The organism is Halorubrum sp. CGM4_25_10-8A (genome assembly GCF_005435025.1).
Taxonomy (GTDB): Archaea; Halobacteriota; Halobacteria; order Halobacteriales; family Haloferacaceae; genus Halorubrum; species Halorubrum ezzemoulense.
Genome location: NZ_SGTX01000029.1, coordinates 1 through 24,001, shown reverse-complemented (window position 1 = coordinate 24,001; position 24,001 = coordinate 1). Strand labels below are relative to the sequence as shown.

At 67.1% G+C, this 24,001-nt stretch carries 25 protein-coding genes; 12 read left to right on the top strand and 13 right to left on the bottom strand.

From position 1 onward, the window contains the following. Positions 1-84 precede the first annotated feature (84 nt). The 3 genes from EXE52_RS17210 to EXE52_RS17200 are packed head-to-tail and all read right to left on the bottom strand — an operon-like array spanning position 85 to position 1,841. Positions 85-786: a Zn-ribbon domain-containing protein gene (locus EXE52_RS17210; protein WP_094593296.1), complete on the bottom strand. Its 702-nt coding sequence runs from the start codon at positions 784-786 to the stop codon at positions 85-87. Next, the gene (locus EXE52_RS17205; RefSeq protein WP_049931967.1) at positions 787-1,200 is read right to left on the bottom strand and encodes a DUF2073 domain-containing protein; all 414 of its coding nucleotides are present in this window, start codon (positions 1,198-1,200) and stop codon (positions 787-789) included. Next, positions 1,200-1,841: an Era-like GTP-binding protein gene (locus EXE52_RS17200; protein WP_049931966.1), complete on the bottom strand. Its 642-nt coding sequence runs from the start codon at positions 1,839-1,841 to the stop codon at positions 1,200-1,202. Before EXE52_RS17200 ends, EXE52_RS17205 begins: the two co-directional genes overlap by 1 nt. 454 nt (positions 1,842-2,295) lie before the next feature. On the opposite strand from EXE52_RS17200, the gene EXE52_RS17195 reads away from it, so the two are divergent. Both EXE52_RS17195 and EXE52_RS17190 read left to right on the top strand, forming a co-directional pair. Then, positions 2,296-3,048, top strand: a complete 753-nt coding sequence (locus tag EXE52_RS17195) for a TetR/AcrR family transcriptional regulator (RefSeq protein ID WP_137703948.1) — start codon at positions 2,296-2,298, stop codon at positions 3,046-3,048. Positions 3,049-4,384: 1,336 nt separating this feature from the next. Next, complete coding sequence (locus EXE52_RS17190) at positions 4,385-6,127, top strand: Cdc6/Cdc18 family protein (protein WP_137703947.1); 1,743 nt, start codon at positions 4,385-4,387, stop codon at positions 6,125-6,127. A 52-nt stretch (positions 6,128-6,179) separates the two neighbouring features. Here EXE52_RS17190 and EXE52_RS17185 read toward each other — a convergent pair whose 3' ends face one another. Then, positions 6,180-7,220: a S26 family signal peptidase gene (locus tag EXE52_RS17185; RefSeq protein WP_137703946.1), complete on the bottom strand. Its 1,041-nt coding sequence runs from the start codon at positions 7,218-7,220 to the stop codon at positions 6,180-6,182. 129 nt (positions 7,221-7,349) lie between these two features. Between EXE52_RS17185 and EXE52_RS17180 the strand changes: the two genes are divergently transcribed. After that, positions 7,350-8,999: a DNA-directed DNA polymerase II small subunit gene (locus EXE52_RS17180; protein WP_137703945.1), complete on the top strand. Its 1,650-nt coding sequence runs from the start codon at positions 7,350-7,352 to the stop codon at positions 8,997-8,999. Positions 9,000-9,032: 33 nt separating this feature from the next. Here EXE52_RS17180 and EXE52_RS17175 read toward each other — a convergent pair whose 3' ends face one another. The 4 genes from EXE52_RS17175 to EXE52_RS17160 all read right to left on the bottom strand — a co-directional run bounded on the left by EXE52_RS17175 (position 9,033) and on the right by EXE52_RS17160 (position 11,801). After that, positions 9,033-9,665: a YigZ family protein gene (locus EXE52_RS17175; RefSeq protein WP_137703944.1), complete on the bottom strand. Its 633-nt coding sequence runs from the start codon at positions 9,663-9,665 to the stop codon at positions 9,033-9,035. Continuing rightward, positions 9,662-10,162, bottom strand: coding sequence for a hypothetical protein (locus tag EXE52_RS17170; RefSeq protein WP_137703943.1), 501 nt, complete (start codon positions 10,160-10,162; stop codon positions 9,662-9,664). The genes EXE52_RS17175 and EXE52_RS17170 overlap by 4 nt, the downstream gene beginning before the upstream one ends. A gap of 7 nt (positions 10,163-10,169) precedes the next feature. Further along, positions 10,170-10,775: a hypothetical protein gene (locus EXE52_RS17165; RefSeq protein WP_049931956.1), complete on the bottom strand. Its 606-nt coding sequence runs from the start codon at positions 10,773-10,775 to the stop codon at positions 10,170-10,172. A gap of 90 nt (positions 10,776-10,865) precedes the next feature. Then, positions 10,866-11,801, bottom strand: coding sequence for an MBL fold metallo-hydrolase (locus tag EXE52_RS17160; protein ID WP_137703942.1), 936 nt, complete (start codon positions 11,799-11,801; stop codon positions 10,866-10,868). Positions 11,802-11,933: 132 nt separating this feature from the next. Here EXE52_RS17160 and EXE52_RS17155 point away from each other — a divergent pair, with 132 nt between their 5' ends. Both EXE52_RS17155 and EXE52_RS17150 read left to right on the top strand, forming a co-directional pair. Further along, the gene (locus EXE52_RS17155; RefSeq protein ID WP_049931954.1) at positions 11,934-12,878 is read left to right on the top strand and encodes an NAD(P)H-binding protein; all 945 of its coding nucleotides are present in this window, start codon (positions 11,934-11,936) and stop codon (positions 12,876-12,878) included. After that, positions 12,875-13,543, top strand: a complete 669-nt coding sequence (locus tag EXE52_RS17150) for a hypothetical protein (RefSeq protein ID WP_086216156.1) — start codon at positions 12,875-12,877, stop codon at positions 13,541-13,543. Before EXE52_RS17155 ends, EXE52_RS17150 begins: the two co-directional genes overlap by 4 nt. Before the next feature lie 114 nt (positions 13,544-13,657). Here the strand turns inward: EXE52_RS17150 and EXE52_RS18330 are convergent, their stop codons facing one another. Then, complete coding sequence (locus tag EXE52_RS18330) at positions 13,658-13,825, bottom strand: DUF5786 family protein (RefSeq protein ID WP_004599209.1); 168 nt, start codon at positions 13,823-13,825, stop codon at positions 13,658-13,660. Between the two features lie 125 nt (positions 13,826-13,950). Between EXE52_RS18330 and EXE52_RS17145 the strand changes: the two genes are divergently transcribed. Beyond that, entirely contained in the window at positions 13,951-15,000 is a 1,050-nt protein-coding gene (locus EXE52_RS17145; protein WP_137703941.1) for a DUF5784 family protein, read from the top strand. 106 nt (positions 15,001-15,106) lie between these two features. Here EXE52_RS17145 and EXE52_RS17140 read toward each other — a convergent pair whose 3' ends face one another. Next, positions 15,107-15,391, bottom strand: coding sequence for a hypothetical protein (locus EXE52_RS17140; protein WP_008444580.1), 285 nt, complete (start codon positions 15,389-15,391; stop codon positions 15,107-15,109). A gap of 167 nt (positions 15,392-15,558) precedes the next feature. Here EXE52_RS17140 and EXE52_RS17135 point away from each other — a divergent pair, with 167 nt between their 5' ends. The 3 genes from EXE52_RS17135 to hemB are packed head-to-tail and all read left to right on the top strand — an operon-like array spanning position 15,559 to position 17,652. Beyond that, positions 15,559-16,434 carry a PHP domain-containing protein gene (locus EXE52_RS17135; RefSeq protein WP_137703940.1) on the top strand — a complete coding sequence of 292 codons (876 nt, stop codon included), beginning with the start codon at positions 15,559-15,561 and terminating at the stop codon, positions 16,432-16,434. 25 nt (positions 16,435-16,459) lie between these two features. Continuing rightward, positions 16,460-16,624 carry a DUF6757 family protein gene (locus EXE52_RS18620; RefSeq protein WP_167373086.1) on the top strand — a complete coding sequence of 55 codons (165 nt, stop codon included), beginning with the start codon at positions 16,460-16,462 and terminating at the stop codon, positions 16,622-16,624. 47 nt (positions 16,625-16,671) lie between these two features. Then, positions 16,672-17,652 (top strand): porphobilinogen synthase, encoded by a 981-nt coding sequence (gene hemB, locus EXE52_RS17130; protein WP_049931948.1) that lies wholly within the window; start codon positions 16,672-16,674, stop codon positions 17,650-17,652. A gap of 223 nt (positions 17,653-17,875) precedes the next feature. Here hemB and EXE52_RS17125 read toward each other — a convergent pair whose 3' ends face one another. Further along, positions 17,876-18,118 (bottom strand): ferredoxin, encoded by a 243-nt coding sequence (locus EXE52_RS17125; protein WP_049931946.1) that lies wholly within the window; start codon positions 18,116-18,118, stop codon positions 17,876-17,878. Between the two features lie 363 nt (positions 18,119-18,481). Here EXE52_RS17125 and EXE52_RS17120 point away from each other — a divergent pair, with 363 nt between their 5' ends. Then, positions 18,482-18,736: a hypothetical protein gene (locus tag EXE52_RS17120; protein WP_049931944.1), complete on the top strand. Its 255-nt coding sequence runs from the start codon at positions 18,482-18,484 to the stop codon at positions 18,734-18,736. Positions 18,737-18,808: 72 nt separating this feature from the next. Continuing rightward, positions 18,809-21,484: a valine--tRNA ligase gene (locus EXE52_RS17115; protein ID WP_094553311.1), complete on the top strand. Its 2,676-nt coding sequence runs from the start codon at positions 18,809-18,811 to the stop codon at positions 21,482-21,484. Positions 21,485-21,514: 30 nt separating this feature from the next. Here the strand turns inward: EXE52_RS17115 and EXE52_RS17110 are convergent, their stop codons facing one another. After that, positions 21,515-22,570 (bottom strand): quinone-dependent dihydroorotate dehydrogenase, encoded by a 1,056-nt coding sequence (locus tag EXE52_RS17110; RefSeq protein WP_137703939.1) that lies wholly within the window; start codon positions 22,568-22,570, stop codon positions 21,515-21,517. A gap of 100 nt (positions 22,571-22,670) precedes the next feature. Continuing rightward, positions 22,671-22,874, bottom strand: a complete 204-nt coding sequence (locus EXE52_RS17105) for a hypothetical protein (RefSeq protein WP_049931938.1) — start codon at positions 22,872-22,874, stop codon at positions 22,671-22,673. A 343-nt stretch (positions 22,875-23,217) separates the two neighbouring features. Here EXE52_RS17105 and EXE52_RS17100 point away from each other — a divergent pair, with 343 nt between their 5' ends. Beyond that, entirely contained in the window at positions 23,218-23,547 is a 330-nt protein-coding gene (locus tag EXE52_RS17100) for a non-histone chromosomal MC1 family protein (RefSeq protein WP_049931936.1), read from the top strand. Positions 23,548-24,001: the final 454 nt, after the last annotated feature.

The following is a 24,001-nucleotide window of genomic DNA, read 5'->3' as shown; positions in this document are numbered from 1 at the left end:
GGTCAGGACGAGAACGGGGGCGGTCAGGAAGAGAACTGGGGGGTCAGGAGCGTGAAAAGCCGGACGGGACGGGGAGTGAAGGCGTCACTCGTCGTCGATGCCCCACGCGTCGGGCATTTCGATGACGTACCGGCCGTCCTCTTGAAGCGAGATGATGTACTCCTGTCTGTCGTACAGCTCCATCAGGTTGAGCTCGTACTGGCCGGGGCTGACGATGCGGATGCTCTCGAACTGGTCGTTGAGCTCGTCGCGGAGCGCGTCGATGCCGGGCTTGGACTCCTCGTCGGTCGGCTCCGAGGTCTCGGCGGAGTCGACATCGCGGCTCGCGCGGTCAAGCTCGTCCGGGGACACCACTTCGGATCGCGCGCTCGCCTGTGCCATGTCCTCGTCACTCCGGTCGGCGATCTGTTCCGTACCGTCGGACCCGGTCGTTGATTCGGCGCCCGCCACGGCATCGTCCGGCGTCGGATCGGCCCGGTCGTCCGGCGTCGCGTCTGCGGCGTTGTTGGGGCCCCGAGCGGCGGCGCCCTCGTCGGACGCCGACGCAACCTCCCCGTCCGCGGTCGGCCGCGTTCCGTCGGACGGCCCCGAGTCGGAGTCGGGCGTCCCGTCCGCTCCGGCGGCGGAGTCGGACGCCTCGTCCGCTTCGGCGGCGGGGCCGGCGTTCTCCGTCGCGTTCGCGGGCTTGAACTGGAACTTGTTCCCGCCGCAGTCGGGGCACCCGGACAGCATCTCCTTGGAGCCGTCGGGGAACGTCCGGCCGCAGGAGGTACACTGGTGGGGCATCTACTTGCGAGAGACGAGCGTGCTGATGAGGTTCTCGTCTTTGTGGAGGGTCTCGATTCTGTTCGCCGGGCCGATCACCGTGAGCTTCTGGGTCGACTCGCGGCCCATCAACTTGTCGAGGAAGCTCTGGTCGCCCGCCTCGGCCTTGGGGTACGTCTCTATCTCGATGCCGGTGAAGTCGTCGGGGCTGATCTCGGTCATCGTCACCTCGATGAGCTTCGACTCCTCGTCGGGGGAGAGCCCCTCTTCGAGGATGACGATGTTTCCCTCGCGGACGCCGTCGAGGATGAGCCGGATCTTCTCCATGCTCGTGAGCCCCTCCATCCGCGCGCCGCTTATCATGTCGATCCGGACGCCGTCGTCGGAGTCGTCGGGATCGTCGGCGGCGTTGACGTTGGCTTTCGGGCCGGCCATTAGCCGAAGTACTCCGCGATCTTGGTGTACACTTCGTCCATGTTGTCGCCCTCCAACGCCGACAGCGGAATCGTCTCGTGTTGCGGGAAGGCGTTCGCGATCTGCTGGACGTCCGATCCCGGCAGGTCAGTCTTGTTCGCGAGAATGAGCGCGGGGAGGTCCTGCGACTCGATGATCCCGATCAGCATCGTGTTCACCTGGGTGAACGGGTCCGACGTCGAGTCGAGCACGTAGATGACGCCGTCGACGTCCTCGCGGAGCCAGTGCATCGCCTCCGCGACGCCCTCGGTCGCCTCGCGCGACCGGCGGACGGCGTCGTCCTTCTCCATGTCGTGGTCCAAGAACTCCTTGTAGTCGACTTTCGTCGTCACGCCGGGCGTGTCGACGATGTCGATGGTGACCGTCCGCCCGTTGCGTTCGATCTCCACGCCCTCCTTCCGGCGGGCCCGGCGAGTCTCGTGGGGGATGTGGCTCTCCGGCCCGACGGCGTCACCCGTCCAGTCGCGTGCGATCCGGTTTGCGAGGGTCGTTTTACCGGCGTTCGGCGGTCCGTAGATCCCGATCCGCTTGGGCTCGTCGGCCGCGAACAGGCCGTCTGTGACCCGCGATATGCTGTCTCTGAGATTCGTGAGCAGTCCCATCCTGACCTCCAGTCCGTGTGTGGTTTACCCGAACACCGCTGTCGTTTCGGACGCCGTTCGATCCGTGCGCTCGACGCCCGTTCGGGGGATTACGGTACGGTCCTCACCGCTCTCACTTAACAACTGCGTCAGACATCCCCCCGATCCGGAGCATCGGCGCCGGACGAACCCGAAATTCGGCGTCGGGGGTGCGGTTCGGCGGGCGAGAATCGGCTGATGAGAAGGCGCGGTCGCGGGCGGCAGGCGACACGGGATCCCGGGGACCGTCGGTCCGCGACCCGGCTCACTCGTCGGGTGTGACCCACTCATTTGGCGGGTTGAGTGAAACGCCGGTTCAGTTTCGGATGATAGTTTGTTTACGTGCGGTGATATCGTTCGATCGAGGGGGTAGACCTCGTCGGAGAATAAAAGCGAAAAGTAACCGTATTATCTACCTCACGCGTATCAAATTGGCATAAACGACTCACAGGATGGCCCGGCGAACGAGTCCGTCGAGTCACTGTCGGACGACGCGAACGACGCGGGTTCCGGTGACCGCGGCTCCGACAGGACTCTTCCCCAAGAGCGTTCCGCTATCGAGTCCGACAGTTCCGACAGATCCGGCAGAGAGACGGGCTCCTCGAAGGATACGAAAGAGGTCATCATGGAGGCGACGTTCCGCGCGCTGAGCAAGCACGGCTACAATGACCTCCGGATGCGCGATATCGGCGAGGAGCTGGACCTCACGCGGCAGGTGATCCACTATCATTTCGACGGGAAGTACGACCTGATGTCTTCGTTCCTCGAACATACCATCGACCAGTATGAGAGGAGCCTAGTCGTCGAGGGCGACGAGGACCCGCGGACCGAGTTGCGCGCTCGCGTCGATCAGTGCCTGTTCGGACCTGAATTCGAGGATTTCAGCCACTGGGACCGAATAAAAGTGTACCACGAGCTGTACACGCAGGCGCAAAACGACGCCGAGCACCGCGAGGTGTTCAACGAACACTACGAGCGCGTCCGGGGCAACATCGTCGAGGTCGTCGAAGAGGGGATCGACGAGGGGGTCTTCCGCGACATCGACCCCGAACGGATGAGCCAGTTGGTGACCGACGTTATCCACGCCGCTCGCGGGCGGCGGATCTCGCTCGGTCACGAGGACGCCCCGGAGGAGACGCGAGAAGCAATAGACGAGTCCATCTTTAAATCGCTCGAACGGACCGAGTAGTCGAACGGATCAGGCGGTGGGGCAGAGCAAGTAGTCGAACGGATCAGACGATGGGACAGAGAAAGTAGTCGAATGGATCGAGCCAAGTCGGGCTGAAGCGGCGCGAGGTGGTTCGGCACACAGACATCTGGGGGAGTCCTCTCGACTGTCGTCGCGACGACCGCCGCCATGTCAACTGGACAGAGCGTGACCTCCCTGCGGGTACCTGCGACGGCGGACGACGCGGCTCGTCGCTCCCGAGATAACCCTCGGTCGCAGACTGGTTCTCAGTGACTCTTTAGGGTTTTCGCGCCTCTTTTGACAGTTCATCGCCTCTTGCTGTCCGCTTGTTTAAATTTGAGGTGAGACTCTTCTCTCAGTGAGCCGGGTCGGGCAGTCTGGAGACTCGTCTCCAACGTGCGTCGGTGTGGAGTGACGGAAGGCGTCATCGCAGTCAGGTTGTCCAACTTCCCATCCCTTCGGCTTGGTTCGCTAGAACCACCAGGCGGAACCCGCTGGCGACGAACGTCAGGGTGTTGAGGCGGGTGACACCTGTGGGGACTTCCCGGCCCAGTGCTAACGGCCGGAGAGGGTCCGGATTGGTACTTCTCGCTGGTATCCCCCCCCACCCCTTCGTTTCAGGTGGAACCGGGCTCGGCGGTGGGGTGGTGGCCGGTTGAACCGGAGTTGTCCAGGGTTGTCTGTGGGCGGCGAGAAAAATACGACTATAAACAAGATAAAATAACTACAAACATACTAATATATTTTATAGTAGATTGTCGAGGGTACTGTTTTACGCTATGGATATTAAATCTATCTCTGTTACATAGAGCTCTTCGACCCCCTCCCCACCCCTGATCGCTGTTCCACACGAAACGAAGGGGTGGGGGGGTCCATTCGAAGAGAACAATCAGTTGGCACTCCAGACCGCGCCCACAACCGAGAGATCGGGAACGACCAACGGAACTCCCAGCCGGATGATTGGTTCCTTCACGGTGACTCCCACTCATTAGGTCGAATGTGGACCGACTGATCCGCCGATGAGACGACCCGTTCGGCGATATCTCGTCAAACGTCGTGGATCTTTCCCGTCTGTCGCTGGGATCACCTCATTTTCTCGACCAGTCTGCCCGGCGATTCGTTCGGTTCGGACGGGGTATGTCTCCACCTGCTCGCTGGACTAATGGGGACGTTTCAACTCCAGAGAGGAACACTTTTGTACCGTCTCTTCATCTGGTTCGACTGTATCAAGTGGACGCGGTCGATGTCGTATTCGACCGCGAATGCGTATTTCCGACCGGAGACGGCGTGAGAATCGGTTCTCTTGGTCGTCTCCACCTGAAACGGAGGGGTTCACATGGACGAAGGCGATCACACACCGCGGGCTGACGACGGCACTGATCAGACCGACGACGATGACTCGGTCGACGACGACTCGGACCGTAGCGACGGCTCCGCGTCCGATATCGCTGATCTGAACTCCGATGGCCCGCCCGAGACCGGTTCCGACTTCGGTGACGACCCCGACCGTGACGCCGACTCCAGTGAGGACTCCGACCGCGACTCGGGATCCCGCTCCGTACCCAACCCGGTAACGGACGCCGGACCCGAAACCGCGGAGATCGACAACGGCAGTCGCGACCGATCGTCGCCCGACGTCGACTTCGACGGCGTCGTCCTCGACGACGACGACAATCAGGGCCTGTTCGACGACCTCCTCTCCGGCGAGCCGATCTTCGAGAACAAGGAGGTTCTCCGGCCCTCGTACACCCCGCACGAACTCCCGCATCGGAACGACCAAATCAACCGGATGGCGACGATCCTCGTCTCCGCGCTCCGCGGCGAGACCCCTTCGAACATCCTCATCTACGGGAAGACGGGAACCGGGAAGACCGCCTCGGCGAAGTTCGTCTCGCAGGAGCTCGAGTCCACCTCGCAGAAGTACGACGTACCCTGCGAGGTCGAGTACATCAACTGCGAGGTGACCGACACCCAGTACCGCGTCCTCGCCCAGCTCGCGAACACGTTCATCGAGGAGAACCAAGCGGTGATCGCCGATCAGCTGGAGCGACTCGAAGGCCTCCGCGCGGACGCGACGGACGCCGACGAGACGGCCGGCCGCGACGCGGCCGCCGCCCTCGCCGACACCGAGTTCGACTCGATCGAGGACCTCGACGACCGCATCGAGACGCTGGAGGACGACGCCGACGAGATGGAGGAGGTCCCGATGACGGGGTGGCCGACCGACCGCGTCTACTCGACGTTCTTCGAGGCGGTCGACTACCACGAGCGCGTGGTCGTGATCATGCTCGACGAAATTGACAAGCTCGTCGAGAAGAGCGGCGACGACACGCTCTATAACCTCTCGCGGATGAACTCCGAACTCAACCGCTCGCGCATCTCCATCATGGGGATCTCGAACGATCTCAAGTTCACCGACTTCCTCGACCCCCGCGTCAAGTCGAGCCTCGGCGAGGAGGAGATCGTTTTCCCGCCGTACGACGCTAACCAGCTCCGCGACATCCTCCAGCACCGCGCCGACACGGCGTTCAAGCCCGACGCGCTCACCGACGACGTGATCCCCCTCTGCGCCGCCTTCGCCGCGCAGGAACACGGCGACGCGCGCCGGGCGCTCGACCTCCTCCGCACCGCGGGCGAACTCGCCGAGCGCTCGCAGGCCGAGATCGTCGCGGAGAAGCACGTCCGGCAGGCGCAGGACAAGATCGAACTCGACCGCGTTGTCGAGGTCGTCCGCACCCTCCCGACACAGAGCAAGATCGTCTTATTCGCCGTGATCCTCCTGGAGAAGAACGGCGTTCACAACATCAACACCGGCGAGGTGTTCAACATCTACAAGCGGCTCTGCGAGGAGATCGACGCCGACGTGCTGACCCAGCGGCGCGTCACCGACCTCATCAGCGAACTCGACATGCTGGGGATCGTCAACGCCGTCGTCGTCTCCAAGGGCCGCTACGGGCGGACGAAAGAGATGGGTCTCTCCGTGCCGGTCGAGGAGACCGAGGCGGTCCTCCTGTCCGACTCTCGGCTCGGCGACATCGAAAACGCGCAGCCGTTCGTTCAGGCGCGGTTCGACAACTGACGCCGACCGCGCCGCCTCTGACACGTCTGACGTCGGCGCGTCGCGTCCGCAGTTACCCCGCGGCCGAGAAGCCCGACGACGCCGGAGAGAGGCTACTTCCGACCGTCCGCGCTATCGCCTCGTTCAGCTCTACCTGCCCCGTCGCGACCAGCCGGATGTAGCCGAGATACGGGACTCGGACCCGCGCCACCCCGTTCACCCACTCCGCTCTGACGGGCGGCGAGAGTCCGCTGGCCTGGTCGTAGGCCCCGTTGTTGTCCCCCAGCGTGATGTAGCCGTCGTGCGGCGCCGGGCAGTTGGCGAGCGACTCGCAGTCGACGGCGTTGTGATACCGATCGTCGGCGCGGTCGTACCAGTTCTCTCCCTCGGTCACGTGGAACCTAGCCCGGTGGATGATGGGCGATCCGGTCCGACCCGGGGGCGTGTATATCATCACGGAGCCGTAGGATCCGAACGTCCGGTAGTCGACCTCCTGACCAACCTCGTGCGTGACGACGCCGACGCCGTTCTCGGCCGCGTCCGGCGCCAAGCGTCCCGGTTCGGTGACGAACACGAGGTCGCCGACCTGCATGTTCGGCTCCATGCTCCCCGACTCGACCGCGACCATGGGCGGCCACACGCCGCTCACGCCGAACAGCAGCAGCCCGACCAGAAGGACGACGGCGACGCTCGACAGCATCTCGCGGATCCACATCAGCGCGCCCTCCCGATCGTGACGGAACCGATACAGGAACGACTCGTCCGGGTCGCTGTCCGACGATCTTGTCGATCCGAGGCCCGCCTTGGTAGCGATATCCTCGCCGTCGCGAGGGGCCTCGTCGTGAGAGTCGGCGCCGTGAGACGCACTGTCGTGAGCGTCGGCGCGATCGGGTTCGCCCGACTGCTCGGCCTCGGGCCGAGAGCCGGCCTCGGGCCGAGAACCGGGCTCGGGCTCAGTGTCAGGTGCGTCGCCGCCCGCTCCGTCGGACGCTTCGTCTTCTAACTCGTCAGAAACGTCGCCTCCTCCGTCGTGAGCCGTTGCCGATTCGCTTCGGTTCCGCTCGTCTCGATCGGCCGACTCGTCGCCGTCTGTCGGCCGATCCCCTTCATCCATTACGACGCGTTTGGGGGGTTTCGCTCATAAGCTTCCGGGTCTCGGGAGTTCCCCTGCCTCCTGACTCCGGCTCCGACTCCAGCCGACGCCTCCGGAACGGTTTTGCCCGTGACCCCCCTTTCGAGTGTCGTGCCGCTGGAGTCGAACGCCCGGATCGCGAAAGCCCTCGCCGAGCGCGGCTACAACGCCGAACGCGAGGCGGTCACCTTACTCGCGGGCGCGACGGACCCGACCGCGGCGATCGCGGCCACCGTCGACCGCGCCCCGGACGAGGCGCTTCGGATCACCGCCGACCACGTCCGCGAAGCGATCGACCACACCGATAAATCGGCCGCTCCCCCGGACGAAACCGGACAATCTCCAGTCGAAACGAAGGGGTCATCAGCCACCGAACCCGGCGCGACCGAGACCGTCGCCGACCCAGTGACGACCGACGGCGCTTCGGCTATGGATGTCGATACGGGGGCCGCTAGCGACCCCGCGACGGCCGACACCCCAACCGTCGACCCCACGACTACCGATTCACCGACTGCCGACTCCGCGACCGCCGCTGATACCTCACGTGATCTCGACCTGCGCGATCTGGAGGTCGGCAACGACATGACCGGCCGCAGCACGGGAACCGGCGAGTACAGCGACTTCGTCACGACGTTCCGCGACCGCTATGAGCGGCTCTCGAAGGTCCTCCGCGGCCGCGTCAACCACCGACCGGCCGAAGCGATCGCGAACATGCCCGGCGGTAGCGACGCCGCGATGATCGGCCTCGTCAACGACGTGCGCTCCACGAAGTCGGGCCACTGGCTGGTCGAACTGGAGGACACCACCGGGACGTTCCCCGCCCTCGTGATGAAGGACAAGGGGCTCGCGGACGTCGTCGACGAAATCCTGTTGGACGAGTGCGTCGCGGTCGAGGGGACGCTCGCCGACGACGCCGGGATCCTCTTCGCGGACTCGCTCCACTTCCCGGACGTCCCCCGGACGCACAACCCTGGCGGCGCCGACCGTCACGTCCAGGCCGCGCTGATCTCCGATGTCCACGTCGGCAGCGACGAATTCATGGCCGACGCGTGGCACAGCTTCGCGGACTGGCTCCACACGCCCGAGGCCGACCCCGTCGAGTACATCCTGCTCGCGGGCGACATGGTCGAGGGCGTCGGCGTCTACCCGGACCAGGACGAGGAGCTGGATATCGTCGACATCTACGAGCAGTACGAGGCCTTCGCGGAACACCTCAAGGAGGTACCGGCGGACACCGAGATCGTGATGATCCCGGGCAACCACGACGCGGTCCGGCTCGCGGAGCCGCAGCCCGGGTTCAACGACGAGATCCGCGCGATCATGGACGTCCACGACGCGCGGATCGTCTCGAACCCGGCGACGGTCTCCGTCGAAGGCGTCGAGGTGCTGATGTACCACGGCGTCTCGCTCGACGAGGTGATCGCGGAGCTTCCGGAAGAGAAGGCGAGCTACGACGAGCCGCACAAGGCGATGTACCAGCTGCTGAAGAAGCGTCACGTCGCGCCGCAGTTCGGCGGGCACACCCGCGTCGCGCCGGAGGAGCGCGACTACCTCGTCATCGAGGATGTCCCCGACGTGTTCCACACCGGCCACGTCCACAAGCTCGGTTGGGGAAAGTATCACAACGTCCTCGCGGTCAACTCCGGCTGCTGGCAGGCCCAGACCGACTTCCAGAAGTCAGTCAACATCGACCCCGACGCCGGCTACGCGCCGATCCTCGACCTCGACACGCTCGACATGACGGTCCGGAAGTTCTCCTGAGCCGGCCCGGAACGAACGAGCCCCTCTCGACCGCTATCGACCGATCTCTACCCGCCCGCTCGTCGCGTCGTTGAGCCGCTCGCGGAGCGCGTCGACCTGCGTGACGGGCACTCGGAGGTCGAACCGAACCCGCTCGCCGTAGTCGGCGTCGAACTCGACGCCGGACGACTCGATCACCCCCCGGACCGTCCCCGAGTCGTCGTACTCGGTCTCGACGACCAGACTTCGGTGCGGGCGCTCCTCGGTCACTCCCGCCGCGTCGACACCCTCCTTCACGGCGCGCGAGTAAGCGCGCGCGAGCCCCCCGACTCCGAGGTTCGTCCCGCCGTAGTAGCGCGTCACCACCGCGGCGACGTTCCGGATCTCGCGCTGCTGGAGGACGTTCAGGGCCGGTTTCCCGGCGGAGCCGGTCGGCTCCCCGTCGTCTGACGAGTACTCCCTGAGCATCGGTTCCGACCCCCGAGCGCGCTCGGACGGCTCGCCCGCGGGAACCCGGTACGCGGGCACGTTGTGGGTCGCGTCGGCGTACTCGTTTCGGACTGCCTCGACGAACGACTCCGCCGCTTCGACCGTGTCGACCGGCGCGACGTGGCCGAGGAACTCCGACCCCTGGACCTCGAACCGCGCCGTCGCGCGCTCGGCGACGGTCCGGTACGCGTCGGTCACGGCGTCCCCTCGTCGGCCTCCGGCTCTCCTTCGGCTCCGTCCGCCTCGCGACGCTCGACGACCACGCTCGTCGGCGGCGCGAGCCGGAACAGCGCGAGGTAGGCGGCGAATCCGACGACTTCGACGATCACCGCGACGACCGCGAGCGGCTCCGCCGCCAGCGCCGCGGCCGCGCCCGTCCCGTGCCACGCGAGGAACCCGCCGAGGAACGTCCCGAGCGTTCCCGCGCCGAGCGCGTACAGTCGGCGGTACTCGCCGGCCCGCAGCGTCGCGACCGCGACGGCCACCGCGAGCGCGCTCCCGGCGACGAACAGGTACGGGCGGGCGTCCGGGGGCGAGCCGAGCCGCGGCCACGCCCATAGGAGGTGGACCGCCGCGGCGACGACCGCGGCCTGGACGGCGACCCACCGGAGGAGGCGTTTTCTCGGGGTGTCGCGGCCGGCGGCCCCCTCATCTCGACTCGGGCCCGCCCCGCCTAGCGCGGTGTCAGCGCTCATCGAGTCCTCACTCCCACGGGTGGTTCCCGCGCGCGTCCGGCCACAGCGGGTACCAGTACGACTCGTCGTCCTCTAAGCCGAGCTCGCCGTCGAGGACCGACTGGAGCTTGAACTCGACCTGCTGGCTCCGGTCGTTCGTCCCCCGCGGCGCGAACGGGTAGTACGCGCCGCGCCGGAACGAGTAGATCCAGTAGGCCGGGCCGTCGTCGTTCTCGAAGCCGAACACGGCCGCGAGCAGCCGCGACCCGAACCCCTCCTCGATGAACTGGTCGGCCGCGAAGTGGACACTCGTGACGAGGTCCTCGGGGTCGTCGTCCTCGAGGACGAACCACTGGTACCCGTGGTCGTCCTCGTACCGGTGGAAGCCGGTGCCGGTGTCGATCTCGCCGGCCTCTAGGATCGACTCGACGCTCTCGACCGCGTCGTCGAAGCGAGTGCTGTCCATGCCGGAGAAACACAGCGCGGCCTCGCCGCAGTGGTCGTACCCGAGGTCCGCCTGCATCGTCAGATACGCGGTCGACATCCCGAAGAGGTCCTCGGGGTCCGCCTCGCGGGTCGCGTCGGTCTCGGCGCTGGTCCCGAGCACGGCCCGGATCGTGTCGAAGATACCCATCTGCTCCCCGCTACGTGCGGCGGGGTTTAGGGCGTTTCTCTCGGGTCCGCCGTCGCTGGCCCCTCGATTACTCCTCGCCGACGCCTTCGACTACTCCTCGCCGACGTCCGCCGCCAGAATCTCGTCGACGTGGTCGAGATACGTCAACACTCCTCTAACGTTCAGCCCCGTGTTCGCCCGCGCTCGCTCGCGAGTCCAGTAGTCGACGTTGCGGCTCGCCGCCTCGAAGTGTTCGACCACCGCGTTGTCGTCGTCGAGCTCCGCGCGCTTCTGCCGGACCGCCTCCACCCACTCGACGTACGCCCGCTTCGCCTCACCGATCAGCGTCGACTCGTAGCTCCGGGGTCCGAAGTGTCCGAAGCAGAGCGTGTCGGGGTCGAGCCGCTCGATCAGCCGGAGGTCCTCGAGGCACTGCTCTAGGTCGAACTGCGGCGGCGGGGTCGTCGGCACCACGTCGTCGACCTCTGGGACGTAGATCCCGGCGGCGTCGGCGGTGAAGACCACGTCCGCCTCCGGCTCGTGGTAGACCGCGTGGTGGGGGGCGTGCCCGGGCGCGTCGTGGACGATCAGCTCGCGGTCGCCCAGATCGATCCGGTCTCCGTCGGCGACGCCCGCGATCCGGTCTTCCGGGACGGGCTCCGGCTCCGCGTAGTACGTCCACTGCCCCTCGACCGCCGACTTGGTTCCCGCGACGAGCGCCTCGGGGTCGACGAGGTGTCTGACTCCCTCCTCGGGCACTCGGACCTCCGCGTTCGGGTAGCGCTCGGCGAGGTAGCCCGCCCCGCCGGCGTGGTCGAGGTGGGCGTGGGTCGGGAGGATCCACGCGAGCTCGTCGCGGTCGATGCCGATCGCCTCGATGCTCTCGAAGAGGGCCTCTCGGTTCGCCCCCGTCCCGGTGTCTATCACGATCGGTCGCTCGGCGTCGTACACGTAGACGGCGCCGTACTCGTCGGTAGCGAACATCCCGGTGTCGTGGACGTACAGGTCCTCGACGCCCCGGACCGGTTCGAACTCGCCTGCGCGCATACCGGACGAGGGACCCGGGGGCACTTCTAGCGATCGGTCCGCAGGCCGACCGCGACGCTCAGCGCCGGGTCTCACGGGTCGGCGGCGATCGCGCGGGACGGGGCTTATGGTCGCGCCGCCCGAGGGGACGGTATGCGAGTGCTCGTCACCGGTGCGACCGGGTTCGTCGGGAGCCGCCTCGTCCCGACGCTCCTCTCGCGCGGCCACGACGTGGTCGCGCTCGTCCGCGACGCCGACGGCTACGCGGCGCCCGAGGGGGTCTCCGTGGTCGAGGGGGACCTCTTGGAACCGGACACGCTCCCCCCGGCGTTCGAGATCGACGGCGAGACGGTCGACGCCGCGTACTACCTCGTCCACTCGATGGACGGCGGCCCGGGATACGAGGAGCGGGACCGTAACTGCGCGACCAACTTCGCGGCGGCGGCCTCGGCCGCGGGGATCGAACGGATCGTCTACCTCGGCGGGCTCGGTGAGGACCGCGAGGACCTCTCCGAACACCTCCGATCCCGACGCGAGGTCGAGCGGATCCTCGCGGAAGGCGACCCGGCGCTCACGGCCCTCCGGGCCGCGATCATCATCGGCGCCGGCAGCGCCAGCTTCGAGGTGATCGCGGGGCTCGCGCGGCGGCTTCCGGTGATGGTCACCCCGAAGTGGGTAGACACGCTGTGCCAGCCGATCGCGGTCGCCGACGTGGTCGCGTACCTCGCCGGCGTCCTCGCCGCGCCCGAGACCGCCGGCGAAACGCTCGAGATCGGCGGGCCGGAGGTGTTGACCTACGCGGAGATCCTCCGCCGGACCAGGCGACAGCTCGGCGGTGGGCTTCGCATCGTGCGGGTCCCGGTGTTGAGCCCGGGCCTGTCCGCCCGTTGGCTCCGGCTCGTCACCGACGTGAACCCGTACCTCGCGCGGTCGCTCGTCGAGGGGCTCCGGAACACCGTGATCGTCGAAGACGATCGGATCCGGGACCTCGTCCCGATCGAACGCACGTCGTTCGAACTCGCGGTCGCCCGGGCGCTGACCGACTCGCCGAACGCGCAGCGCCCGTGGCTGACGACGCTCCGGGGGATCCGCCCGTGAGCCGCGAGTACGGAGAGACGTGGGTGTACGAGAGCCTCGTCGGCGGCATCCCCGGGCTCGGGATCTCCCGGACGCTGGCGGTCGCGCTCCAGTTCGTGATCTTCGAGGTGGGCGTGGTGGCGCTCGGGTGGTACTACGGGGTCTGGAACGCCGTGGCCGCCGGGACGGTCGCCGTCGTCGTCGCCGCGGTCGGCAGCGTCGAGATGCACCGCTTGGGCGCGAAGAACCGCCTGCTCGGAACCCCTCCGGAACACAAGCGGCTGCTGTTCGGGTCGAGCATCGAGATCGTGTTGGGCGTGCTGGCGTTCATCGCGCTGGTGACGTACCTGTTCGCGTGGGACGGGACCCTCATCAACCGCCTGTTCGGCGCGGACCCGCCGATTCCCGTCGTCTACCTCACGCTGCTCGTCCTTTGGGACCTGACGTACCGCATCGGGACCTCGTGGTGGAGCGCGGTCGTCGCCCTGTGGCGCGCCGTCCACGTCAACCTCCCGTCCGAGGAGCGGGCGACCGTCCGCCGGCTCGACGCCGAGAACATCGGCTTCTCGCTCGTTCAGCTCGCGCTCGTCCCGTTCTTACTCTCCGAGCCCGTGCTGCTCGGCGCGGTGGTGGGGCACGTCATCGCGGTCGCGCTCGTCTGCGGCGCGGCGATCCTGCTCACGTGAGACGCGGTCGCTATCGGCAGCGAGTCCGGTACAATAGCACGGCCGGTATCGAGAGCGCGACCGCTATCGGCGTTCGAGAACGGAATTAAAAGGCGCGGCGTCGCCGCGGCCGCGTCACTTCCCCTGAAGCTCTTCGAACTTGTCGAGGAGTGCCTCCGTGGAGTCGCCCGAGTCGTAGGTCAGGGAACCGGAGTACTCGGGCCGCTCCGCGTCGAAGTCGGCGTCGACTTCGCTGGTCTTCTTCTCGCGACGCTCGTGTTCGGCCTCGTCATAGGCACCCATTGACATGGTACGACTACACTTAGCCGTTTCCTGTAATATACCTGTCGGTAAACGTATCATAGATGATGAATGTTCGGCCACGTCCACCGGAATCGATTAACCCCGCGACGTGATACCAAACGCTCGTGGCCCAACCCCTCCGATTCAGGCGCTCGCCCGGCCGGTGGACCGCGGACCGGGTCCGGTCGCAGCTCGGCCGTCCCCTCGACGAGAACCTCGGGTCGACCGCCGGCGACCCGTGGTTCGCGCCGCCGCCCGACTACGAGGCGCGGCGGTTCGACATGGACGACGACTCCTTCGCGCTGTTCTGCTGGACCGACGACGACGCCGACCCGCCGGCCGGCGCCGAGGGCGGTCCCGTCGGGTACTGGCTGGGCAACACGGAGACGCCGAGCGAGCTCTGGCGGACGGACAAGTACGGGTTCGACGAGGCGCCGTATCCCGTTTCTCGGTGGGCACAGCGGGAGCTGCTCGCCGGCCTCCACGACGACGAGCCGTGGCTGGCGGAGTACCCCCACGTCTCGTGGCTCTTTCTCCCCGTGTTCTGCTCGAAGGACGGCGCGGAGACGAGCCGGGCGTTCTTCCGCGACCACGCGGCCGGGTTCCCGGACGCGACCCGCGACGCCGGGACGGGGTTCGTCGAGGAGACCCTCCGACCTGGGGTGCTCGACGACTACCGCGAGACGATGGCCGGGAAGCTCGGTACCTCCGCCTCGCGGGACCTCGTCCGGATGAGCGCGGCCATCGCCGAGTTCACCGCGGCCCGGATCCTCGCGGACGCGGGGTACGAGGTCACCCCGGAGATCGAGGTGACGACGGGACACTCGCTCGACTTCCGCGCGACGGAGCCCGACACCGGGACCGGTCACCTCGTCGAGGTCACGCGCCCGCAGCCGACCGCGGGGCGGTCCGCGAACGATCCGGTCGCCGCCGTCCGCGACACCGCCGAGACGAAGACCAGCGGACAGCTCGCGGCCCACGCCGGCGGCGTCACGCTGTTCGTCGACTGCTCGTCGTTTCCCGCCGACGAGTGGGCCGCCGTGCGTGAGGCCGAACCCGCGGTCCGTCACAAGCCCGCGGTCGTCTACCGCGCCGAGCCGGACGGGTCGATCGAGGGCTATCGGAAGGGGTCGGTCCCGCTCGACCTCTCCGGGGTCGTCGACGGCGTCTCGTAGCCTCGCGGGGTTCCGCCGAGCCGAGCTCTCTCCCTCGCAGCGGATCGGCGACGCTCCGCGATCGAGTTCCGAAAAAACGTGCGTGGATCCCGCGCGGTTCGCCGCCTCAGAACGAGACGGGCGAGGGCCCCTCTTCCGCGTCGGTGGTCGGGTCGCGGTCCGAGTAGAACCGGCGACCGACGCCGCGGTGACAGACGCCGGCCCGGAGCGTGGTGAACACGTCCTCCGCGTCTTCGAACGTCTGATCGCCGAACCGCTCCAAGACGTCGCCGAGCCGCTCGGACCCGTTCGCGAGCTCTACGGTCGCGTTTCCGTGAGCCGCGATGATCTCCTCAGAGGTGGTCGGGTACTGGTGCCGTTCGAGTCGGTCGTCGACGCCGTTCAAGCGCATCAACAGTAGGGAGCCGCCAGCAGTCCTTAATGATTGTCCATGTACGACCTTAGTCGGAGGGGATACCTTATATTGCCTTATATCGGGGCTGCTCCGGTTCGACGGCCCGGTCCGATCGGTCCCCTCGAACCGCCGTCGCTTAGTGGCGCGCCCGACTACTCGCCGGTATGCCCGCCGCCTCTGACGACCGCGTCGTCGCCGACCTCCACGCCCACACGACCCTCTCGGACGGCACGATGACGCTCGACGAAGTCCCCGCGGCCGCCCGCGAGGCCGGCGTCGACTGGGTCGCCGTCACCGACCACGACAGCGTTCACCCCGAGATAGACGCGCCGGTCGTCGAGCGCGACGGCGTCCGGATCGTCCGCGGGATCGAACTCCGCGTCGACGCCGGGTTCGGGCGGCTTGACCTTCTCGGCTACGGCGTCGAACACACCGACGCGCTCGACGCGGAGATCGACCGTCTCCAGCGCGACCGCCGAGAGCGCGGCGCCGCCATCCTCGACGCGGTCGAGGAGCGGCTGGGCGTCGACCTCGACATCGAGCCCCGCGCCGGGCTGGGGCGACCGCACATCGCGCGGGCGATCGACGAGTCGGGGGCCCCCTACGACTACGCCGGGGCGTTCGACGAGCTGATCGGGAACGACGGTCCGTGTTACGTCGCGCGCGACGTGACGCCGCTCGACGAGGGGCTCGACCTCCTCGACGACGCCTGCGCGCTCGTCGGCCTCGCTCACCCGTTCCGGTACGAGCGCGTCGACGAGGCGCTCGACGTCGCCCGCGAGTCGGCCGCGATCGACGCGGTCGAGCGCTTCTACCCCTACGGTCGCGCCGTCGACGACTCGCGGATCGACCGCCTCGCCGCCGAGGCCGACCTGCTCAGAACGGGCGGGACGGACGCGCACGAGCGGACGCTCGGCGTCGCGGGCTTGACGGCGTCGGCGTTCGAGCCCGTCCGCGATCGGCTCCCCGAGGCGGTCCCGACAGACGGGTCCGCGACGGGCGACTCCGCCGCCGCGGCGACGCCCGACGAACAGGATTAAGCCCGCGCCGGACCGAGGGCCGGGTATGCGGTGTCACTACTGCGACCGGGAGGCCACGTACGAGGCGGAGCAGGGCGGCGTGGTCGTCGGCCTCTGTGAGTCCCACTTCAAACAGCGCGTCGAGGAGCTCGCCGAGTCGGACGAGCTCGCGGAGCTCCGCGACCGGATCGACGTCGAGTCCTCCGAGTAATCGGCCGGAGACGAACGCTAAAAGTCGGCGGGACCCGAACAACCGGTATGGACCTCACGGACCGGCCCCGCCGCCTCCGGACCGACGGCGTTCGCCCGCTCGTCGCCGAGACCGACCTCTCCGCGTCGGACCTCGTCGCCCCCGTCTTCGTCGACGCCACGACCGACGAGCGCGTCCCGATCGAGACGATGCCCGGCCACGAGCGCGTGCCGGTCGACGAGGCGGTCGACCGGGTCGCCGAGGTCAGCGACACCGGCGTCGAGGCCGTCATCCTCTTCGGCGTCCCCGAGTCGAAGGACGCGTCCGGGAGCCGGGCGTACGCGGACGACGGCGTCGTCCAGCGCGCGATCCGCCGGATTTCCGCCGAGACCGATGTCACCGTCATCGGCGACGTCTGCCTCTGTGAATACACCGAGCACGGACACTGCGGCGTGATCGAGGAGAGCGCCGAGTCGGATCCGACGCTCACCGTCAAGAACGACGAGACGCTGGACCTGCTGGCGCGCACCGCAGTCTCGCAGGCCGACGCGGGCGCCGACGTGGTCGCTCCCTCCGCGATGACCGACGGGCAGGTAAAAGCGATCCGCGAGGCGCTCGACGCGGCGGGCCACGAGGAGGTGGCCATCCTGAGCTACGCGGCGAAGTACGAGTCCGCCTTCTACGGCCCCTTCCGCGACGCGGCCGACGGCGCCCCCGCGTTCGGTGACCGACGCCACTACCAGATGGACCCCGCGAACCGCCGCGAGGCGCTCCGAGAGGCCCGCCTCGACGCCGAGCAGGGCGCCGACGTGCTGATGGTGAAACCCGGCCTGCCCTACCTCGACATCGTCGGCGACCTCCGGCGAGAGTTCGACCGTCCCATCGCGGCGTACAACGTCTCCGGCGAGTACGCGATGCTCCACGCCGCCGCGGAGAAGGGGTGGCTCGACCTGGAGGCGACCGCGCTGGAGTCGCTCACGGCGCTCAAGCGCGCGGGCGCGGACCTCATCATCACGTACTTCGCCGAGGACGTAGCCGATCAGTTATAAATAGACTCGGGCAGGAGTCGACGCGTTTCCCGACTATCTACCTCGGCGCGCGCCTCCGAGCGGTCGCCACCGGCGGCCGCGAGGAGCGCGTGCGATGGAGTCGCGAAAGGCGGCCGACGAGGCCGGGGAGGCGTGAGGCCGCGGGGCGGGGCTTCGGCGGTGTTCGCTCAGATCGAGACACCGGCTGTTGTTTATACGCAACCGATCGAGCGACCGGAACTGCTCACACCACCTGCTCGCCGTCGTCGTCGTACACCTCGATGGCGTCGACCGGGCACGAGCGCGCCGCGAACTTCGCGTCGAGCTCCTCGCCGTCGGGCACCTCGACGACGAACAGGTCCTCGTCCTCCTCGGTACTCCCCGCTAAGTCGGCCTTTCCGTCGTTCAGGTCCTTCTCGAAGGCGTCCCACTCGGCGACGCACTGGTACATCCCGACGCAGGTGTCGCGGTCGAACTCGACGTACATGCTCACCTGTTCGGCGAGCCGATACAAAGCGGTGACGACGAGACGTGTAGGGCTCCGGTTGGTTCTGATTCGATGACTGACTCGGATTCGACGGTCAATCCTCGGTAACTACCTCCGAAGCCCCGGCCTCGTCGCTCGCTTCGCTCCCGACTCCAGCGAGAACCGAAGATGCTCCGGCAGCCGGCGCGCAGCGCCGGCGACCTCGCGCGCGCGACTCACAGCCTGACGACTGTTCGTCGGCACGCGTCCTGACAGCTGTTCGTCGGCACGCGTCACCGCAACCCATCTCCGACACCGACCTCCCCCCTCGGTTTCCAACGGCCGACCGCCCTTCTTAAGCGTCGCAGGCACCGATTGCCGCGTATGACCACGGTCTGGCTCGTTGACCGGCAGTTCGACTCGAAGGGGCTCGTGCGGCTCACCTACGCCACTGAGGACGGCAAGCGGATACACACGAAGGAGCTGGCCGAACAGCGGCTCGTCACCGGTGGCGGGATCACCGCCGGCCGCGAGGTCGACGAGACCGCGTTGGGGGAGACGCCCGCGGACGAGGTCGAGCGGTTCGCGACGGAGGCGTCGAAGATGGCGGCCGACCACGACCTCGACGACACGGTCTGAAGCGCTCGGCGTGCGCCGATGTCCCGCACAACCGAGCCCGTTAAGGGGGAACCGGCGGAACGTGTGACCGAAATGCCCAGTGGTGAGTACGACCCCGACGCCGTCGAGCCGCGCTGGCAGCGGCGATGGGTCGACGAGGAGACGTACGCCTATTCCGACGACGACCCGGTCGACCCGAACACCGTCTTCTCTATCGACACGCCCCCGCCGACGGTATCGGGCAGCCTCCACATGGGCCACCTGTACGGGTTCACCCTCCAGGACTTCGTCGCGCGCTTCGAGCGGATGAACGGTGGGGAGACGTTCTTCCCGTTCGGTTACGACGACAACGGCATCGCCTCCGAGCGGCTCACGGAGGACGAGCTCGACATCCGGCATCAGGACTTCGAGCGGCGCGAGTTCCAAGCGAAGTGCCGGGAGGTCTGCGCCGACTACGAGGAGCAGTTCACCGAGAACGTCCAATCGCTCGGCGTGTCGGTCGACTGGAACCACACGTACCAGACGATCGAACCCCGCGTCCAGCGCGTCTCGCAGCTGTCGTTCGTCGACCTGTACGAGCAGGGCCGGGAGTACCGCGAGAAGGCCCCCGCGATCTGGTGTCCCGAGTGCGAGACCGCCATCTCGCAGGTCGAGACCGAGGACGACGAGCAGGCCAGCCATTTCAACGACATCGCGTTCCCCGTCGCCGGACGCGACGGGAACGACGAGGTCGCCGACGAGTTCGTTATCTCGACGACGCGGCCCGAACTCCTCCCCGCGTGCGTCGCCGTCTTCGTCCACCCGGACGACGACGAGAACCAGGACCTCGTCGGCGAGTCCGCGGAGGTCCCGCTGTTCGGCCACGAGGTGCCGATCATCGCCGACGAGCGCGTCGACATGGAGACCGGCTCCGGCATCGTAATGTGCTGTACGTTCGGCGACCAGAACGACATCGAGTGGTACCAGGTCCACGACCTCGACCTCCGGGTCGCCATCGACGAGTCCGGCCACATGACCGACCTCGCCGGGGAGTACGAAGGGCTCCACGCCGACGAGGCGGGCGAAGCGATCGTCGAAGACCTCGACGAGGCGGGCGCGCTGCTCGACCGCCGCGACATCACCCACACGGTCAACGTCCACGAGCGCTGCGGGACGAGCGTCGAGTTCCTCGTCACCGAGCAGTGGTACATCGAGATGCTCGACAAGACGGACGAGTACCTCGAGATCGGTCGCGAGATGGACTGGTCGCCCGAGAAGATGTTCACCCGGTACGAACACTGGGTCGAGGGGCTCCAATGGGACTGGCTCATCTCCCGTCAGCGGTCATCCGGAATCCCGTTCCCGGTGTGGTACTGCGAGGGCTGCGGCGAGGAGGTCATCGCCGAGAAGGCCGACCTCCCGGTCGACCCCCTGTCGGACGACCCGCCCGTCGACGCGTGCCCCGAGTGCGGGCACGACGCCTTCCAGCCGGAGGACGACGTGCTCGACACGTGGGCCACCTCCAGCCTCACGCCCCTCGTCAACGCCGGCTGGGACTGGGACGACGAGGCCGAGGAGTTCACGATGGAGCGCCCGGAGCTGTACCGGTTCGACCTCCGACCGCAGGGCCACGACATCATCAGCTTCTGGCTGTTCCACACCCTCGTCAAGTGCTACGAGCACACCGGCGAGGTCCCGTTCGAGGAGACGATGATCAACGGCCACGTCCTCGACGAGAACCGCGAGAAGATGTCGAAGTCCGTCGGCAACGTCGTCGAGCCCGAGGCGGTCCTCGAGGAGTTCCCCGTGGACGCCACGCGCTACTGGGCGGCCGGCACCGCCGTCGGCGACGACTTCCCGTTCAAGGAGAAGGACCTCCGCGCGGGCGAGAAGCTGATCCGGAAGCTGTGGAACGCCTCGAAGCTCGTCGAGTCGCTCGCGCCGGAGCCGTTCCCGGCCGAGCCCGAGGGAGGCCTCCGCGAGCTCGACCGCTGGCTCCTCGCCGAGCTCGACGCCGAGGTCGAGCGGCTCACCGAGCTCCTCGACGACCGCGCGTTCTCGAAGGCCCGCGACGAGCTCCGGAGCTTCTTCTGGAACACGTTCTGTGACGATTACCTCGAGATCGCGAAACAGCGCGAGGACGACGCGGCGGCGTACACCCTCCGCACCGCGCACCGACGGTTCCTGAAGCTGTTCGCCCCGCTCCTTGCGCACGTTACCGAGGAGCTGTGGCACGACATGTACGCCGACGCGGTCGACGGGGCCACACCCGAAGGGGTCTCGCTCGCCGACGGTGCGAGCGACTCGATCCACCTCGCCGACTGGCCCGAGCCGCTCGGAATCGAGGCCGACCGCGACGCCGGGACCGCCGCCACCGCCGTCGTCGGCGCGCTCCGGAAGTACAAAAGCGAGAATCAGCTCCCTCTCACCGCCGCGCTCGACGCGGTGGAGGTGTACGCCGACGTGCGGGGCTTCGAGGACGACATCACCGGCGTGATGCACGTCGACGACCTCGCGGTCCACCCCGACGGCGACGCGCCCGTCGAGACGGTGATCACGGGCATCGACCTCGACTACGCCACCGTCGGCCCGAAGTACGGCGATCAGGTCGGGGACATCGAGGCCGCTCTCGCGCAGGGGGAGTACAAGATCGACGGCGACGAACTTCACGTCGCGAGCGTCACGCTGGTCGACGACGAGTTCGCGGTCGAAGAAGAGCGGCAGTACCAGGGAGAGGGCGAGCTGCTTCAGGCCGACGACGTCGTCGTCATCGTGCGTAACGAGGCGTAGCCCGCCCTCCCCTTCCGCCTCTCGACCCGCTCACAGGTCCGCGCCGACCGCGTCCTCGATCGAGTCGAACTCGTCGCGTTCGAGCAGTTCGAGCAGTCCCTCGTTGATGTCGCGCGCGAGGCTCGGCCCCTCGTAGACGAGCCCCGTGTATAGCTGGACGAGCGAGGCGCCGGCCCGTATCTTCTCGTAGGCGCCCGCGGCGTCTGAGATCCCCCCGACACCGATCACCGGCACGTCCGTGCGCTCGGCGACGAACCGTACCCGATCCGTCGCGAGCGATTCGATCGGCTTCCCCGAGAGGCCGCCGCGTTCCGCTCGGTTGTGACTCCGCACCGAGTCCGGCCGCGATGTCGTCGTGTTGGTCGCGATGACGCCGTCCAGATCGAGGTCGTTGACGACCCCGAGCGCGTCTTCGACCGCTGGCTCCGGAAGATCCGGGGAGAGTTTCACGAGGAGGGGGTCTGCGCCCGCGTCGTCCAGCGTCCCGAGGATCCGCTCCAGCGCGTCGCGGTTCTGGAGCTCGCGGAGTCCCGGCGTGTTGGGACTGGAGACGTTGACGACGAAGTAGTCGCCCGCGTCCGCGACGCGCTCGTACGTGTACAAGTAATCGTCCGGGGCGTCCTCGAGCGGTGTCGACTTCGACTTCCCGATGTTGATCCCGACCGGCACGTCCGGGAGCGGGTCGCGATCGAGCCGCTCGCCGACCACGTCAGCGCCCTCGTTGTTGAACCCCATCCGATTGACGAGCGCCTCGTCCTCGCGCAAGCGAAACAGCCGCGGACGGGGGTTCCCGGGCTGCCGCTCGGCGGTGACGCCGCCGACTTCGACGTGACCGAACCCGAGGGACGACAGCGCTCGCGGCACGTGTGCGTTCTTGTCGAAACCGGCGGCGACACCCACTGGATTCGGGAATTTCGACCCGAACGCGTCGACCGCGAGCCGCTCGTCGCCGACCACGTACCGCTCGGCGAGCGCGGCGGAAACCGGAGTCCCCTGAACGCCGCCGAGGAGTCCGTGGATCAGTCCGTGTGCGGTCTCCGGCGGCAGCCGGAACAGTGCTGGCTTCAACAGGTCATACGCGCCCATCGTGCGTGTCTCGTCACGAGCGACAATCAATCCGCCGACCGCAGTCCGCGTCGCGACCGCTCGGCGGCGTCCTTGCCGACGAAAATCCCGCGGGTCCGCGTCAGAAGTCGTGTTCGAGCTGCTCCGGGTTCGCGTCCGCCTTCTGGATGATTATCTTCCCGTCTCGGACTCGGACGAACACCTCGTCGCCGATTTCCATGCCGGCGACGGCGAGTTCGTCCTCGTGAAGGTTCACGTGGACGTTGTGGTACTCCCCCTCGTCGTCCTTGGCGCCACTGGGGCTGAGCTTCTTTTTGCGGACCATCGCGGGTGTACTTGTCGCACTTCGCCATAGCAGACACATAAGTGTTGTTTACGCGTATTCGTATGCCCGACGAGCCAACCGCGCGGGTGCGTCGTCGGCTCCCTTGGCCGATCGACTCCCCGGCTAGTCGACCGACTGGCAACTCCCCTCCGACTGTTCGTGTGAACACCGTCTCGCGCTCGCCGTCCGCCTGAAATCCTCCGCGGGTCGGTCAACTCGTCTCGTCGGCGTTCCAAACCGCTAGCAGCGGCCGAGACAGTATATAAATGTTGTGCCGCACAGCTTTCATTTCCCCGATATATTTATTACACACTGTGTGCTGGTGTCACATGGAGGCAAAACCATGGTACGTGAAGACGGTAAGCGAAACTTTGCCCTTCGAGAGGAAGACGGATCGGAACCGAGTGAGTTCTCGGGGAACATGCCGCGTCAGGCGGCACTCAAGGCGGCTCGAACGCTCGAGCCGGCGCCTTCGGAGGAGGAGGCGCAACGAACGACGCTCCGTCTCCGTGAAAAGGGGACGCAGAAAGTCCACGAGTACGAGGGCTGGGCGTGGAAGGACAACGCCCCCGAGGTCGACGAGGCGGACGACGACTTCTGGCTCAACGACCTCAACGACATCACTAAGGCTAACGTCTCGAAGCAGGGCATCGAGTACCTCGACGAGGAGTAGCTCCCGGACGCTCCGGTTCCGATCTCTCGTTTTCGGTACTGCTCGACCGGAACAGTCCGGGCTTGATCACTACACCGGCACAGAGAACTCGTCTCGGATAGACGCTGCCGCACATCGATTCGATCCGGTCAGTTATCACTGTTTTACGCCATGAAACCGCATGACGTAGTGGAGTTGGTTCGACGGGGTTAAGTATACCCCGGGCATTCGAAGAAATGCGAAGAACGCAACGCGGACTCGGGCCGTTCAACTCGGCCCGGTTTCGCTGGACCCGTACCGTTTCGATGGGTTTATGACCCGTCGCCCGGTACGTTCAGGTCCGCGAAGGATGAGGATCGCGCCCCCTGCGCTCCGGCGTAAGCGGCGATCTGATGTGAGCCGTGGTCGTTCGGTGTCATCCAAGCCGCTGGATGGACCGGACACCACACAGACCAATGCAATGGTGTGTCAACCT